The organism is Lysobacter sp. GX 14042, assembly GCF_021390425.1.
Lineage (GTDB): Bacteria > Pseudomonadota > Gammaproteobacteria > Xanthomonadales > Xanthomonadaceae > Novilysobacter.
On the sequence record NZ_JAJUWY010000002.1, the window covers coordinates 316,935 to 331,484 of the forward strand.

Annotated in this window: 15 protein-coding genes; all 15 read left to right on the forward strand. The window is 70.8% G+C overall.

The genetic code is table 11. The features are described 5' to 3' along the window. The first annotated feature begins 8 nt into the window (after positions 1-8). The 15 genes from flgG to rpoN all read left to right on the forward strand — a co-directional run bounded on the left by flgG (position 9) and on the right by rpoN (position 14,548). Positions 9-794 carry a flagellar basal-body rod protein FlgG gene (gene flgG / locus LY625_RS04880; protein WP_233737950.1) on the forward strand — a complete coding sequence of 262 codons (786 nt, stop codon included), beginning with the start codon at positions 9-11 and terminating at the stop codon, positions 792-794. Positions 795-889: 95 nt separating this feature from the next. Further along, positions 890-1,636, forward strand: a complete 747-nt coding sequence (locus LY625_RS04885) for a flagellar basal body L-ring protein FlgH (protein WP_233737952.1) — start codon at positions 890-892, stop codon at positions 1,634-1,636. 10 nt (positions 1,637-1,646) lie between these two features. Continuing rightward, on the forward strand, positions 1,647-2,762 hold the full coding sequence (locus LY625_RS04890) for a flagellar basal body P-ring protein FlgI (protein ID WP_233737954.1): 1,116 nt from the start codon (positions 1,647-1,649) through the stop codon (positions 2,760-2,762). A gap of 6 nt (positions 2,763-2,768) precedes the next feature. Next, on the forward strand, positions 2,769-3,875 hold the full coding sequence (gene flgJ / locus LY625_RS04895) for a flagellar assembly peptidoglycan hydrolase FlgJ (RefSeq protein WP_233737955.1): 1,107 nt from the start codon (positions 2,769-2,771) through the stop codon (positions 3,873-3,875). 2 nt (positions 3,876-3,877) lie between these two features. Then, positions 3,878-5,761, forward strand: coding sequence for a flagellar hook-associated protein FlgK (gene flgK / locus LY625_RS04900; protein ID WP_233737957.1), 1,884 nt, complete (start codon positions 3,878-3,880; stop codon positions 5,759-5,761). A gap of 28 nt (positions 5,762-5,789) precedes the next feature. Continuing rightward, on the forward strand, positions 5,790-6,983 hold the full coding sequence (gene flgL / locus LY625_RS04905; protein ID WP_233737958.1) for a flagellar hook-associated protein FlgL: 1,194 nt from the start codon (positions 5,790-5,792) through the stop codon (positions 6,981-6,983). A 51-nt stretch (positions 6,984-7,034) separates the two neighbouring features. After that, entirely contained in the window at positions 7,035-7,403 is a 369-nt protein-coding gene (locus tag LY625_RS04910; RefSeq protein WP_233737959.1) for a DNA-binding protein, read from the forward strand. Then, the gene (locus tag LY625_RS04915) at positions 7,400-7,915 is read left to right on the forward strand and encodes an RES family NAD+ phosphorylase (protein ID WP_233737961.1); all 516 of its coding nucleotides are present in this window, start codon (positions 7,400-7,402) and stop codon (positions 7,913-7,915) included. Before LY625_RS04910 ends, LY625_RS04915 begins: the two co-directional genes overlap by 4 nt. 244 nt (positions 7,916-8,159) lie before the next feature. Next, positions 8,160-9,332, forward strand: coding sequence for a flagellin (locus LY625_RS04920; RefSeq protein WP_233737963.1), 1,173 nt, complete (start codon positions 8,160-8,162; stop codon positions 9,330-9,332). A 262-nt stretch (positions 9,333-9,594) separates the two neighbouring features. Next, the gene (fliD, locus tag LY625_RS04925; RefSeq protein ID WP_233737964.1) at positions 9,595-10,932 is read left to right on the forward strand and encodes a flagellar filament capping protein FliD; all 1,338 of its coding nucleotides are present in this window, start codon (positions 9,595-9,597) and stop codon (positions 10,930-10,932) included. 22 nt (positions 10,933-10,954) lie between these two features. Continuing rightward, positions 10,955-11,368 carry a flagellar export chaperone FliS gene (gene fliS, locus LY625_RS04930; protein WP_233737966.1) on the forward strand — a complete coding sequence of 138 codons (414 nt, stop codon included), beginning with the start codon at positions 10,955-10,957 and terminating at the stop codon, positions 11,366-11,368. 7 nt (positions 11,369-11,375) lie between these two features. Further along, positions 11,376-11,669, forward strand: coding sequence for a hypothetical protein (locus LY625_RS04935; RefSeq protein WP_233737968.1), 294 nt, complete (start codon positions 11,376-11,378; stop codon positions 11,667-11,669). Further along, the gene (locus LY625_RS04940; protein ID WP_233737969.1) at positions 11,666-12,241 is read left to right on the forward strand and encodes a PilZ domain-containing protein; all 576 of its coding nucleotides are present in this window, start codon (positions 11,666-11,668) and stop codon (positions 12,239-12,241) included. The genes LY625_RS04935 and LY625_RS04940 overlap by 4 nt, the downstream gene beginning before the upstream one ends. A gap of 103 nt (positions 12,242-12,344) precedes the next feature. After that, positions 12,345-12,971 carry a response regulator transcription factor gene (locus tag LY625_RS04945; RefSeq protein WP_233738335.1) on the forward strand — a complete coding sequence of 209 codons (627 nt, stop codon included), beginning with the start codon at positions 12,345-12,347 and terminating at the stop codon, positions 12,969-12,971. Positions 12,972-13,126: 155 nt separating this feature from the next. Beyond that, positions 13,127-14,548, forward strand: coding sequence for an RNA polymerase factor sigma-54 (rpoN, locus tag LY625_RS04950; protein ID WP_233737971.1), 1,422 nt, complete (start codon positions 13,127-13,129; stop codon positions 14,546-14,548). Positions 14,549-14,550 lie beyond the last annotated feature (2 nt).

Sequence of the window (14,550 nt, forward strand, 5' to 3'; positions counted from 1 at the left end):
ACTGACCGATGACCCAGGCCCTGTGGATCGCCAAGACCGGCCTCGACGCGCAGCAGACGCGCATGGCGGTGATCTCCAACAACCTCGCCAACACCAACACGACCGGCTTCAAGCGCGACCGTGCCAGTTTCGAGGACCTGCTCTACCAGACCGTCCGCCAGCCCGGCGGCGCGAGCAGCGAGCAGACCCAGCTGCCGTCCGGCCTGTCCACCGGTACCGGCGTGCGCGTGGCCGCCACCGCCAAGCAGTTCACCCAGGGCAACCTGGCGCAGACCGGCAACGCGCTGGACGTGGCGATCAACGGGCGTGGCTTCTTCGAGGTCCTGCTGCCCGACGGCAGCCCGGCCTACACCCGCGACGGCAGCTTCCAGATCAATGCCCAGGGCGAGATGGTCACCAACGCCGGCTACCCGGTGCAGCCCGGCCTGCAGTTCCCGGAAGGCGCGCAGAGCGTGACCATCGGCGCCGACGGCACGGTCAGCGTGCAGGTCGCCGGCCAAGCCGAGGCGATGCAGATCGGCGCGCTGACCATCGCCGACTTCATCAACCCCGCCGGCCTGCAGGCCAAGGGCGAGAACCTGTACGTGGAGACCGGCGCCAGCGGCCCGGCGCAGCTTGGCGCTCCCGGCGAGAACGGCGCCGGCCTGCTGATCCAGGGTTCGCTGGAGAGCTCGAACGTCAACGTGGTCGAGGAGCTGGTGTCGATGATCGAGACCCAGCGCGCCTACGAGACCAACGCCAAGGCGATCTCGACCACCGACCAGATGCTCGGCTTCCTGAACCAGAACCTGTGATGGCGATGAACATTTTCCCGCCATTCCCGCGTACGTCCCCGTCATTCCCGCGTACGCGGGAATCCAAGGACATTGCCGTCCGGCGCGGAACGTCCATGGGTTCCCGCGTACGCGGGAACGACGTCATCGCCGTCCTCTGCCTCCTCACCCTCACCGGCTGCGCGACCGTGATGGGCGACGTGCGCCCGTTCGAGCCTTACGCGCCGGTCGCCGCCTACCCCGGCATCGACACGGCAATGGTGGCGCCCCCGGCCGGCTACCCCGCCCCGGCCGCCCAGTCCACCGGCTCGATCTACGCCGGCGCCAGCCATGCGGCGCCGCGCGGGATGTCGCTGTTCGAAGACAACAAGGCCCGGCAGGTCGGCGACCTGCTGACCATCGTGCTGGTCGAGCGCACCTCCTCCTCCAGCCGCGCACAGACCGCGGTGACCAAGGACAGCGGCTTCAGCCTGGGCGCGCCGATCATCGGCGGCCGCCCGGTGACCGTGAACGGCACGCCGATCCTGCAGGCCGAGGTCGAGGCCGGCCGCGACTTCGCCGGTGCCGGCGACTCCACCCAGAGCAACCGCCTGGATGGCGAGATCACCGTGCAGGTGGTCCGCGAGCTGGGCAACGGCAACCTGCTGGTCAGCGGCAGCAAGCAGATGCGCCTGAACCAGGGCGATGAGCTGGTCCAGGTTCAAGGCATCGTGCGCACCGCCGATATCGGTCCCGACAACCGCATCACCTCCGACCGCGTCGGCAATGCGCAGATCGCCTATGGCGGCCGCGGCACCCTGGCGCGCTCCAACGCGATGGGCTGGCTGGGGCGCTTCTTCAACTCCGCCGCCTTCCCCTACTGAGGCCACCACCATGCACATCTTCCGGAGCCTGCTGGTGCTCGCCGCCCTGGTCCTCGCCGGCACGCCGGCGCACGCCGAGCGGATCAAGGACCTGGCGCAGGTCGAGGGGGTCCGCGGCAATCCGCTGGTCGGCTACGGGCTGGTGGTGGGACTGGATGGCAGCGGCGACCGCACCAGCCAGACCCCGTTCACCGTGCAGAGCCTGAAGACCATGCTCGACCAGCTCGGCGTCAGCATTCCGCCGGGGGTCAATCCGCAGCTCAAGAACGTGGCCGCGGTGGCGATCTCCGCCGAGCTGCCGCCGCATGCCAAGCCCGGCCAGCCGATCGACGTGACCGTGTCCTCGATCGGCAACGCCGGCTCGCTGCGCGGCGGCAGCCTGCTGATGGCCCCGCTCAAGGGCGCCGACGGGCAGGTCTACGCGATCGCCCAGGGCAGCCTGGTGGTCTCGGGCTTCGGCGCCTCCGGGCGCGACGGCTCGCGGATCTCGGTCAACGCGCCCAACACCGGCCGCATCCCCAACGGCGCCATCGTCGAGCGCGCGGTCGCCGCCGGCATGGCGGGCGGCGGCGCGGCCGGCGGCACGGTCACCCTCAACCTGCACGAATTCGATTTCACCACCGCCTCGCGCGTGGTGCAGGCGATCGACCGCGCCTTCGGCCCCGGGCATGCCCGCGCGATCGACGGCGTCACCATCCAGGTCGATCCGCCGACGGGCGACCGGATCGGCTTCCTGGCCCAGCTGGAATCGTTGGAGGTCAGCCCGGGCATGGCGGCCGCGAAGGTGATCGTCAACTCGCGCACCGGCACCGTGGTCATGGGCGGCCAGGTCAGCGTGCTGCCGGCGGCGGTCTCGCACGGCTCGCTCACCGTGTCGATCACCGAGAGCGCAGTGGTCAGCCAGCCCGGCGCCTTCGGCGGCGGCCAGACCGTGGTCGCCCCGCAGAGCACCATCGAGGCCACCGAGACCGGCAGCGACCGGATGTTCCTGTTCGAGGGCGGCAGCTCGCTGGAGGCGATCGTGCGCGCGGTCAACGCGGTTGGCGCGGCGCCGGGGGACATCGTCGCCATCCTCGAGGCGCTCAAGCGCGCCGGCGCCCTGCGGGCGGAGCTGGAAGTGATCTGACCGGCCATGCACCTGCAATCCGCCACCGCCATGTCGCTGCAGCAGCCCGCCTCGGCCACCTCGCCGGAGCGGGTGCGCACGGCCGCGCGCGAGCTGGAGTCGCAGTTCGCCCGGATGATGATCAAGTCCATGCGCGAGACCGGCATGGGCGACGCGATGTTCGGTGGCGACACCACCTATCGCGACATGTACGACCAGAAACTGGCCGACCAGCTCACCCGGGGCCGTGGCCTCGGGCTGGCACCGATGATCGAGAAGCAGCTCGGCCGCAGCCTGCAGCCAAAGGTGGACGCCGATGCCGGCGGGGCCCTGCCGCTGCCGGCTGCGGGGCGTGCCGGCGGCGCCGGTTTCCAGCTGGGTGCCGCGGCGATCGACATGCCGATGGCGTCCGCCGGCGCGATGGCGCTGCCGGCGCGCAATCCGATGCTGATGCACAAGGGCCTGATGCAGGACCTGCCGATGACCGAACCGGTGCTGTCGCTGGCCGGCACCGACAGCGGAGTGTCGATCGACGCCGCCGCGCCGCTCGCCGCGCCGGCCCTGCCCGTCCCGCCGGCCAACCGCGGCCCGGTGAAGCTGGACGCCAGCAGCCCCGAGGCGTTCGTCAAGTCGATCTGGCCGGCCGCCTGCGAGACCGCCGAAGAACTCGGCGTGTCGCCCAGGGCCCTGGTCGCCCAGGCCGCGCTGGAAACCGGCTGGGGCCGCCGGCTGGTCGGTGGCGCGGACTCGCACAACCTGTTCGGCATCAAGGCCACCGGTGGCTGGAAGGGCGCGAAGGTCGCCTCCGGCACCCACGAGTACTACGGCGGCCAGCGGGTGGACATCCGCGACAACTTCCGCGCCTACGACTCGGTGCAGCAGAGCTTCGATGACTACGCGAAGCTGATGCGCAGCCAGCGCTACGCCGGCGCCCTGGCCTCCGGCGGGGACCCGGCGCAGTTCGCCCGGGCCCTGCAGAAGGCCGGCTACGCCACCGATCCCTCCTACGCCGCCAAGATCAGCGCGATCGCCAACGGTCCGACCCTGCGCCGCGCACTCGATGCGTTGCCGGGCGACGGGCTGCCGGCCGGCCGCATGGTCGCCATGCGCGGTGGCAACGGCACCCGGGGCTGACCATGAGTTCGATGCTTTCCACCGGCAGCTCGGCACTGCTCGCCTTCCAGCGGGCCCTGAACACGGTCGGCCACAACGTCGCCAACGCCAGCACGCCCGGCTACAGCCGCCAACGGGTGGACATGCAGGCGCGCATCGGCCAGAACACCGGCCCCGGCCAGTTCGGCGCCGGCGTCGACGTGGCCAGGCTGCAGCGCCTGGCCGACGGCCTGGTGCTGGGCCGCCAGCTCGACAGCAGCGGCGAGATGGGCCGGCTGCAGCAGCTGTCCGGGCTGGCGATACGCCTGGACACGGTGGTGTCCGACAGTGTCAGCGGGCTGGCCCTGCCGTGGTCGGAGTTCTTCGCCGCGGCCGAGGGCGTGACCGCCGAGCCGGCCTCGTCGGCCGCGCGCGGCGCCCTGCTGTCCGCCGGCACCCAGCTGGCCACGCGCTGGAACCAGCTCGACCGGCAGATGGGACAGCTCGACAGCGAGGTCAACGACCGGCTGAAGGCCCAGGTCGGCACCGCCAACCGCCTGGCCGGCGAGGTCGCCAGGCTCAACCGCGACATCGCCGCCGCCGGCCCGAACGCCTCCCCGGACATGCTTGACCAGCGCGACCTGCGCCTGGGCGAGCTCGCCGGACTGGTCGGGGTGGAAACCGTGGCCCAGGACGACGGCTCGGTGAACGTGTTCACCACCGGCGGCCAGGCCCTGGTGCTGGGCGCCCGGTCGATGGAGCTGGGCACCCTGCCCGACCCGTACCGCGCCGATCGCCTGCAGCTGTCGCTGCAGGGCGCCACCGGCCAGCCGATGCCGCTGGGCGGAAGCGCGGTGTCGGGCGAGATCGGCGGGCTGCTGGAGTTCCGCGACCGGGTGCTGGATCCGGCGCGCGCCGAGCTCGGGCGGCTGGCCGCCACCTTCGCCGAAGGCTTCAACGCCACCCAGCGCGCCGGCGTGGACTACAACGGCAAGCCCGGCGCGGACATGTTCGAGCTGCCCCCGCCCCGGGTCGACCGCCATGCCGGCAACACCGGCGATGCCGGCTTCACCAGCCGCATCGGCGACCTCGGCGCGCTGACCGGCCAGGACCTGGTGCTGCGCTTCGATGGCGGCGCCTGGAGCGCGACCCGCGCCGACACCGGCCAGCCGGTCCCGCTGAGCGGCAGCGGCACCGCCGGGGATCCGCTGAAGGTCGGTGGCGTGGAACTGGTAGTCGACGGCACCCCGGCCAGCGGCGACCGCTTCTCCCTGCGTCCGACCGCCGGCGCCGCCGCGGGCCTGCAGATGGTGCTGGAAGACCCCTACGCCATCGCCGCCGCCGCGCCGCTGGAAGCCACCGCCGACGCCGCGAACCTCGGCAAGGCCACGCCCGGCGCCAGCCGCATCACCGACCCGGCCGCCTTCGCCAGCGCGGCCACCGCCACCATCGAGTTCATCGATGCCGGCCAGTACACCGTCAACGGCGGCACCCCGGTGGCCTGGCAGCCCGGCCAGCCGATCCGCGGCGAGGGCTGGGAACTCGACATCGACGGCACCCCGGCGCCCGGCGACCGCTTCAGCGCCGCCCCCACCCCGCCGCGCTCGGCCGACAACGCCAACGCCCGCCAGCTGGCCGGGCTCGACGAACTCGACCTGCTGGCCGGCGGCACCCTGGACCTGGGCACCGCCCTGGCGCAGTTCACCGGCAAGGTCGGCGGCGAGGCCCGCCATTCCGAGCTGGCGCTGGAGGCACAGACCGCGATCGACACCCAGGTCAGCGCCGAGCGCGAGTCCATCTCCGGCGTGAACCTGGACGAGGAGGCCGCCAACCTGCTGCGTTACCAGCAGGCCTACATGGCCGCCGCCCAGGTCATCGCCACCGCCGACACCCTGTTCCAGACCCTGCTCGGCGCGGTCCGCCGCTGAGCCACGGACATGACCGCATGAGGCCACGATGAGGATCTCCACCGCCGGGATGTACCTGCAGGGGCTGCAGGCGATGATGCAGCGCCAGTCCGAACTGGCCCGCACCAGCGAGCAGATCAGCAGCGGCATGCGCTTCAGCCGGGCCGGGCAGGACCCCGCGGCGGCGACGGCGGCGCAGCAGCTGGACCATGCGCTGGCCTCGCTTGGGCAGTTCAAGGGCAATGCCGGCCACGCGCAGCGCCGGCTGGAGATGCAGGAAACCGCGCTGTCGGACGCCGGCGACCAGCTCGGCCGCGCCCGTGACCTGGTGGTGCGCGCCAACACCCCGACGCTGTCGGACCAGGACCGGCGGCTGATCGCGGTGGAGATGCGCGAAATCCGCTCCCAGCTGCTGGACATCGCCAACCGCCAGGACGGCGCCGGGCGTGCGCTGTTCGCCGGCACCCGCGACGGCGTGGTGCCCTTCACCGACGGCGCCGGCAACGTGAGCTACGCCGGCAACGACGGGCGCAACGACATCGAGGTCGCACCCGGCCTGTCAGTCGCCGACACCGACCCGGGCAGCGCACTGTTCATGCGCATGCCCACTGGCGACGGCATCGTCCGCGCCAGCGCTGGCGACGCCAACACCGGCAGCGGGGTCCTCAAGCAGGCCAGCGTGACCGACCACCGCAGCTGGAACGGCGAAGGCATCACCGCCGAGTTCACCGCACCGGACCAGTACCGGGTGCTGGACGCCGGGGGCGCGGAGATCGCCAGCGGCAGCTGGGAATCCGGCCAGGCGATCAGCGCCGGCGGCGTGCAGATGCAGCTCAGCGGCGCTCCCGCGGCCGGCGACAGCTTCAGCCTGGAGCCGTCCGGCACCCGTGACATCTTCGCCACGCTCGACGGCATCGCCGACCTGCTGGAAACCCCCGGCGGCAATCCGGCGGCCGATGCGCGCCGCGCCAACATCCTCAGCGGTGCGCTGGGCGACCTCGGCAGTGCCCAGGAGCACCTGCTCGCTGCCCGCGCCAGCACCGGCGCGCGCCTGTCCACCCTGGACAACGCCGCCGAAAGCCGCGAGTCCACTGCCCTGGCGCTGGAGTCGACCCTCTCGGGCCTGCGCGACACCGACTACGCCGAGGCCGCCACCCGCCTGGGCATGCAGCTCAACGCGCTGGAAGCGGCCCAGCAGGTGACCCTGCGCATTCAGGGGCTGTCGTTGTTCAACAAGCTGTAACGCACGCACGTGCGTATACTGTGCACGAACCTGTGCACAGGAGCGCGCACCATGTCAGCAGTCCTGCAGGACTCCACCGAACTGTTCCGCGAACCCGGGCAGACCTGGCTGTCGCCGGCAAAGTTCGCATCGCTGCTGGACCTGGACCTGGCGACCATGGCGACCGCCCTGGGCGTGCATCGCAACACCATGCGCCTGCACCCGGACAGCCCGCGCACCCAGGAACGCATGCGCGACTACAACCGCGTGTTCATGGCCCTGGTCGCGATCAAGCCGGATGCCGGGGACGCGGCCTTCCACATGAAGAACACGCCGATCCGGGTACTTGGCCAACGGACGCTTTTTGAGGCGGTCCAAGATGGCGACACCGGCAAGGCACTGCGTTACCTGCAATCCATCTCCGGCGGCCAGAACGGATGAGGTACTCCCGGCTGGGTGTCGGCACCCCGCTTTATCGTGCCCACAACCCGCGTTGGGCTTCCCAGCCGATGAGTGGTGCCGGGGCCGCCAGGTCCGGCGGACGCTTCAACCGCCAGGGCATTGAAGCGCTGTACTTGAGCCTGGATATTCAGACCAGCGCGGCCGAGTACCGGCAAGACGATCCCCTTTCGGATCCCTTCACCCTCATCACATACGTATCGGAGTTGCCCGACCTCGTGGACCTGCGGCTTCTCGACGACACGTGGGATCCGCTGTGGCATGACTGGGGTACCGACTGGCGCCAGATGTTCGTGGATGGTTTGGAGCCACCGAGCTGGGCCTTGGGAGACATGCTGAGGGATGGCGACGAGATCGGCCTGATCTTTCCCAGCCTCGCTGAGCCCGCCGGCTTGAACGTGGTGCTGTTCAACGACCGTCTTGAGCCGGAATGGCTGGCGGCGCATGACCCCAAGGGACTCATCCCGACAGACCAGTCCAGCTGGGCTGCGTAAGCAGCAAGTCCGCGACACCCTTCAGTTCCCCGAGCCCCGCCCGATAACAGGGGCGAGGCATCTGCATGCCTGCGCCGCGCCCTAGCAGCGAACGCAGGAAAAAGCAAAAAAGTTTCAAAACGGCCTAAAGCCTCCCGCCCCCGGGCCGATATCCAAAACAGCAGCGGACAGGACCGGATCACGGCAGGCCCCTGCAACGCCAACCGGCGCGAAACGCCGGACTTCCGAATCCAGGAGACCTCAAATGTCTGTCATCAACACCAACGTGATGTCGCTCAACGCGCAGCGCAACCTGAGCACCAACAGCGCGGACCTCGGCAACACCATCCAGCGCCTGTCCTCGGGCCTGCGCATCAACAGCGCCAAGGACGACGCCGCCGGCTTGGCCATCAGCCAGCGCTTCAGCACCCAGGTCCGCGGCATGGACCAGGCCGCCCGCAACGCCAACGACGGCATCTCCCTGGCGCAGACCGCCGAGGGCGCGCTGGGCGAGATCGGCAACAACCTGCAGCGCATCCGTGAGCTGGCCGTGCAGTCGCGCAACGCGACCAACTCCACCGATGACCGCGCCGCCCTGCAGAAGGAAGTGGACCAGCTGAAGGCGGAGATCGACCGCGTCGCCGATACCACCAACTTCAATGGGACCAAACTGCTCGATGGCAGCTTCACCAACCAGTCGTTCCAGGTTGGCGCCAACCAGGGTGAGACGATCGACATTGCCGCCATTGCCAATGCGAACATCGACAAGCTTGGTAGCTACCAGTCGCTCTCGGTTGCGGGCGCGGCTCCGACAGCAGTCACCGCCATCGCCGAGGGCGACCTGAAGATCAATGGCGTCGAGATTGCAGCGATCCCGGCCGGTGAGGCCGACGCCTTCACCGCCCGTGGCACCGCCGTAGCCGAAGCCATCAACGCCGCGTCATCCAAGACCGGAGTCACCGCCACTGCCGGCGACGATGGTGCCGTCACTCTGAGCACCCTGGATGGCTCCGATATCAAAATCGAGATGAGTGATAGCGCCACGGCCGGCGCCACCGGGCTCGCGGCTGCTGGGACTTACACCACGGAAAGCGACCCGGATGACGTGACCGTTACGGACAACGTCGGCTTCAAGAACCTCGATATTTCGACGCCTGGTGGCGCCGACAAGGCCTTGCTCGCCATGGATGCCGCTCTGAAGTCGGTCAACGACGCCCGCGCCGACCTGGGTGCGATCCAGAACCGCTTCTCCTCGGTCGTGACCAACCTGCAGACCGGCTCGGAGAACCTGTCGGCTGCGCGCAGCCGGATCATGGACGCCGACTACGCCAAGGAGACCGCCAACCTGTCGCGGACCCAGATCCTGCAGCAGGCCGGTACCGCAATGCTGGCCCAGGCCAACCAGGCGCCGCAGAGCGTGCTCAGCCTGCTGCGCTGATCGCTGCAACATCGGAGTTCTCTCTCCGGGACCGGCCAGTGGCGGAAGCTGCTGGCCGGTTTTTGTTTGGTACGTCCTTGGGTTCCCGCGTTCGCGGGAACGACGGTGGATGTGACGCGGATCACCGAAAAGCTAAAGGTCCAGGTGGTTTTGCCGTTACCGGGATTGAACGGAACGCAGGCGCGGCGCGCCAGGGATCCGTCGGAACGCTTCTTGCTGGCACTGCTGGATCGACCGCAAGGCACCGCTCGAGGAGACGCAGGTGGCAACCCTTTCAAGCATCGGTATCGCGTCCGGCCTGGACCACAACCTGATCAGCCAGCTGGTCGCCGCCGAGCGTGCGCCCGGCGATGCGCGCTTCAACCGCATCGAAAGCACCGCCCAGGCGCAGATCTCGGCTTTCGGCAAGATCAGTTCCGGGCTTTCGGGCGTGCAGAGCGCGCTGGAAAAGTTCGCCGGCGACGGTGCGATGCCGGGCCGCAAGGTCAACGTGCCGGAGAAGGCCGGGTTCACCGCCACCGCCAACAGCAAGGCGGCCCTGGGCAGCTACCGGGTCTCGGTGGAGAGCCTGGCCACCACGCACAAGCTGCAATCCGCCCCTCGTGCCGCCGACGCCCAGCTCGGGCACGGGACACTGAGCATCGACTTTGGCGGCGAGGAGCCGCTGACGGTCGAGATCGCGGAAGGCAAGGGCACGCTGTCCGATATCCGCGATGCGATCAACAAGGCCGCGCAGGGCGAAGGCCTCACCGCTACCCTGGTGCGTGGCGACGAGGGCGAAGTACTCGTGCTGGCCGCCACCGGCACCGGCACCGAGGGCCGATTGACCATTTCAGCCAGCGGCGATGGCCTGGACGCGCTGGCCACCACCGGCGACAGCATGACCGTGGCCGATCCTGGCAACGACGCGGTGGTCATCGTCGATGGCCTGACCCGGACCAGCAGCAGCAACCATCTGGACGACCTGATCGACGGGGTGACCCTGGACCTCACCGAGGCCAAGCCCGGCGAGCCGTTCACCCTGGAGATGAAGTCCGATGCCAGCACGCTGAAGGCGAGCATGCTCGGCTTCATCAGCGCCTACAACACGGCGATCGGCGCCCTGCGCACCCAGAGCGCGGCGGGCGGCGAAGACACCCCCGGCGCGGCGCTGAGCGGCGACTCGGCGCCCCGTGGGATGACCTCCAGCCTGCGCAACATGATCAGCCAGCACTACGGCGAGTTGGCCAAGCTGGGGCTGAAGACCAAGGTCGACGGGACCCTCAGCCTGGACGGGGCCACCTTCGATGCCGTCATCGCCAAGGACCCGGAAGCGGTCGCCCGGCTGTTCGGCGACGAGGGCAGCCTGCGCCAGCCGTTGAAGGATTCGCTGAAGTCCTGGGTCGGCGACGACGGCCTGATCAAGGGCCGCACCGAGGCACTGGACTCGCGGCTGAAACTGCTGGAGACCGAGCGCGAGGCCTTCGACCGGCGCATCGAGCGCACCGAGGCCAACTACATCCGCCAGTTCAGCGCGCTGGACGGCATGGTCGCGCAGATGAATTCGATCAGCAGCTTCCTGACCCAGCAGCTGTCCACCCTGAACTTCCAGAACCCGTAACGCACCCGGCTTCGAGGCTCCCATGCACAGCGCCCGCACCTACGCCAACCAGTACCGCCAGACCAGCGCCAGCAGCGCCGTCCTGGACGCCAGTCCCCACCAGCTGGTGTCGCTGATGCTTGCCGGCGCCCGCGAGCGGGTCCGCCTGGCGGCGGCCTGCATCGGCCGCGGCGACCTGGCGCGCAAGGGCAAGGCGATCAACGAGGCCAGTTCGATCATCGCCGGGCTGTCCGGCACGCTGGACCTGAAGGCCGGGGGCGACATCGCCGCCGGGCTGCAGTCGCTCTACGACTATTTCCAGCGCAAGCTGGTGGAAGCCAACGCCGGCAATGACGCCGTGCCGCTGGCCGAGATCGACGAGCTGCTGGGCGACATCGAGGGGGCCTGGAAAGCGATCGATCCCGACGCGCCGGCCCCGGCCGCCGTGACCCAGTGAGGCCGCGATGATCCCGCAACTGCCCGCCGCCGCCATCCGCAACGCGATCGCCGAGGACCGCCTGGACGAAGCCGGCGAGCTGATCGGCGGGCACGCCCGCGAGGTCCAGCAGGCGATCGCCGCCGGCCGGATCGAAGCCGGCCGGCGCGAGGCCTGGCAGGAACTGCTCGACCAGCAACGCCTGCTGCTCACCGAATTGCAGCAGGCGCGTGGCGAGGCCTCCGATGCGCTGCAGCGCCTGCGCGGCCAGCGCCGCGGCAGCAATGCCTACCGCCAGGCCGCCGGCGGGGCGCACCGATGAACGCGGCCGCCGGCCACGCAGCGGTTTTCGGCGACTCGCTGGCTTGTGGCGAGCTGCGCCCGGCCGCGTTCGTTGCCGGCAGCGGCGACGCCGAAACCAGCCGCCTTGCCTGCCTGCGCAGCGAGGCCCTGCTGCGCGCAATCGCGGTGGTCGAGGACAGCCACGGCCGCGAGGAGCCCGAGGAGCGCGGCTTGCATGACCTGGCCGTGCAGCGCATCGAGGCCAAGCTCGACCTGCTGACCGCCCTGGTCGCCGGGCTGGCCAGCCGCCACGCCGACGCCGATCCGGTGCGGCCACTGGAGTGGTCCGCCCATGGGGCCTGCCTGGTGCTGGGCGACGACCCGCCGGGCGTGACGGCCGGGCAGCCCGGCATGCTGCGGGTGCGGCCTTGCGACTGGCTGCCGGAAACCCTGGAGTTGCCGGCCCGCGTGGTCGGCAGCGACCGCGACGACGGACTGCACCGGCTGTGGCTGCGCTTCAGTGGCCACACCCCGGCGCTCACCGCCGCCCTGGAGCGGCACCTGTTCCGCATCCACCGGCGCGCGGTGGCCGAGCGCCGCCAGCCGCGCTGACCCGCCGCCCGGATACACCGCGCGCCGGCTGCACGAGCCGCCCGGCTCCGTTAAGGTTTCCGCCACGCGCCGGATTCCCGGCGGAGCTGCAAGGTGCCGCGTGCTGCGTGTCCTGATCTGCGATGACCACACCCTGATCCGCGCCGGCCTGCGCCGGCTGCTGGAGTCCTTCGACGGCATCGAGGTGGTCGCCGAGGCCGCCAGTGCCGACGAGGTGGTGATCCGCGCCTGCGAGCACGCCCCGGACGTGATCGTGCTCGACCTGTCGATGCCCGGCCGCAACGGCTTCGATGCGCTCGCCGAGTTGCGCCTGCGCTGCCCGGGCAGCGCGGTGGTGATCATGTCCATGCATGACGACTCCAGCCACGTGCGCGAGGCGCTGGACCGCGGCGCCTCGGGTTTCGTCGTCAAGGAGGCGGCGCCGGCCGAGCTGGAGATCGCCGTGCGCGCCGCGGCGACCGGGCGGACCTATCTCAGTCCGCAGGTGTCCGCACCGCTGCTGCGCGCCCCGGCGCAGCCGGCCAGCGGGGTCGACTCGCTGCCGCCGCGCCAACGGCAGATCCTTGCCGCGCTGGGCGCAGGGCGGACCAGCAAGCAGATCGCCGCCGACCTGGGCATCAGCGTCAAGACCGTGGAAACCCATCGGGCGCGGATGATGGCGACCCTGGGCTGCCGCAACGCCACCGAGCTGCTGCGCCTGGCGATGCGGCTGGACGCCACGGCGCTGTAGGACGCGACGGAGTTCCGTCGTCCTGTAGGGAATCGCCCTACAGGGCGCAGGTGTGCCCCCACCCGGTTGAGGGCGGCCCCGATTCGCTTTACGTCACCGGCGGCGCACCATTTCCCCTGCAGGATCCGTTCCATTGCGGTGCCGCAGGAGAAACCGTGAAGACCAGCGTGCGTGCCCAGCTCAGCCAGGGCCTCAACCTGACGCCCCAACTGCTGCAGTCGATCCGGCTGCTGCAGCTGACCGCGCCGCAACTGGAGCAGGAACTGCGCCAGGCGCTGGACCGCAACCCGCTGCTGGAACACGACGAGGACGACGAAGCCGGCGAGACCGGCATCGAGGCCCAGGCGGCCGAACTGGACACCGCTGCGCTGGAGGCCGCCGCCTTCGACGAACTGCCCGATCCCGCCTTCACCTCCGGCACCGGCGCCGGCATCGGCGGTGACGACGACGGCATGGCACGCATCGCCGCCGGCAGCTCCACCGACCCGCGGGTCCGCCTGCTGCAGGAACTGGCGATGGAATGGGACGGCGGCGACCTGCTGCTGGCCCAGTGGTGGCTGGACCACTGCGATGATCGCGGCTACCTGGAGCAGCCGGTCGACCGCCTCGCCCGTGACGGCGCCGAGGCACTGGCGGTCGATCCCGCCGCCCTGCTCCACGTCCGCCAGCGGCTGCTGGCCGGCCCGTGGCCGGGCATGGCCGCGGCCGACGCCGGCGAGTGCCTGCGTGCGCAACTCGCCCGGCTGCCGTTGACCGGCGACCCGGACCCGGCCGGGCGCCTGCTCGCCGACCGCATCCTCGCCGGGCACCTGGACCTGCTGGCGGCCCATGACCACGCGGCGCTGGCGCAGGCGCTCGGCGCCGATCCCGCCGACATCGCACGCGCCTGCGGGCTGATCCTCGCCCTGCGTCCGCAGCCGGTGGAGGACGCGCCCGACGCGCCGGACGGCGTGGTGATCCCGGACGTGGTGGTGCGCCACCTCGATGGCGGCTGGCGGGTCGCCCTGAACACCCGCGGCGCCCCGCGGGTACGCGTGTCGGCCCACTGCGAAGCCGCGCTGGGCGGCGGCAGCGGCCACGCCGCCCTGCGCGGCCTGCTGGAGGAGGCCCGCTGGCTGGTACGCGGGATCGCGATGCGCGACGACACCCTGCTGCGCACCGCGAAGGTGCTGGTCGAGCGCCAGGCCGGCTTCCTCGCCCGTGGCGACGAGGCGCTGGTCCCGCTGACCCTGCGCGAGGTCGCCGACGAGATCGGCATGCACGAGTCCACCGTCTCGCGCATCACAACCGGCAAGTACATCCAGACCCCGCGCGGTACCTTCGAACTCAAGCGCCTGTTCGCGGTGCGGCTGGAAGGTGCCGAGGTATCCGGCGCCGCGGTGAAGGCGATGGTCAAGCGGCTGATCGACGACGAGCCGTCGCACGCCCCGCTGGCCGATGACACCATCGCCGCCCTGCTCGCCCGCCGCGGCATCCGCATCGCGCGGCGTACCGTCGCCAAGTACCGTGACCAGCTGAACATCGGTCCCGCCCGTTCGCGCCGCCGCCCGGCGCAACCCCTGCGTGCCACCGCCTGACC

Bases quoted from the DNA above. Each gene is read 5' to 3' on its own strand.
- flgG (WP_233737950.1), top strand. From the start codon at position 9: ATGACCCAGGCCCTGTGGATCGCCAAGACCGGCCTCGACGCGCAGCAG.
- LY625_RS04885 (WP_233737952.1), top strand. From the start codon at position 890: ATGGGTTCCCGCGTACGCGGGAACGACGTCATCGCCGTCCTCTGCCTC.
- LY625_RS04890 (WP_233737954.1), top strand. From the start codon at position 1,647: ATGCACATCTTCCGGAGCCTGCTGGTGCTCGCCGCCCTGGTCCTCGCC.
- flgJ (WP_233737955.1), top strand. From the start codon at position 2,769: ATGCACCTGCAATCCGCCACCGCCATGTCGCTGCAGCAGCCCGCCTCG.
- flgK (WP_233737957.1), top strand. From the start codon at position 3,878: ATGAGTTCGATGCTTTCCACCGGCAGCTCGGCACTGCTCGCCTTCCAG.
- flgL (WP_233737958.1), top strand. From the start codon at position 5,790: ATGAGGATCTCCACCGCCGGGATGTACCTGCAGGGGCTGCAGGCGATG.
- LY625_RS04910 (WP_233737959.1), top strand. From the start codon at position 7,035: ATGTCAGCAGTCCTGCAGGACTCCACCGAACTGTTCCGCGAACCCGGG.
- LY625_RS04915 (WP_233737961.1), top strand. From the start codon at position 7,400: ATGAGGTACTCCCGGCTGGGTGTCGGCACCCCGCTTTATCGTGCCCAC.
- LY625_RS04920 (WP_233737963.1), top strand. From the start codon at position 8,160: ATGTCTGTCATCAACACCAACGTGATGTCGCTCAACGCGCAGCGCAAC.
- fliS (WP_233737966.1), top strand. From the start codon at position 10,955: ATGCACAGCGCCCGCACCTACGCCAACCAGTACCGCCAGACCAGCGCC.
- LY625_RS04935 (WP_233737968.1), top strand. From the start codon at position 11,376: ATGATCCCGCAACTGCCCGCCGCCGCCATCCGCAACGCGATCGCCGAG.
- LY625_RS04940 (WP_233737969.1), top strand. From the start codon at position 11,666: ATGAACGCGGCCGCCGGCCACGCAGCGGTTTTCGGCGACTCGCTGGCT.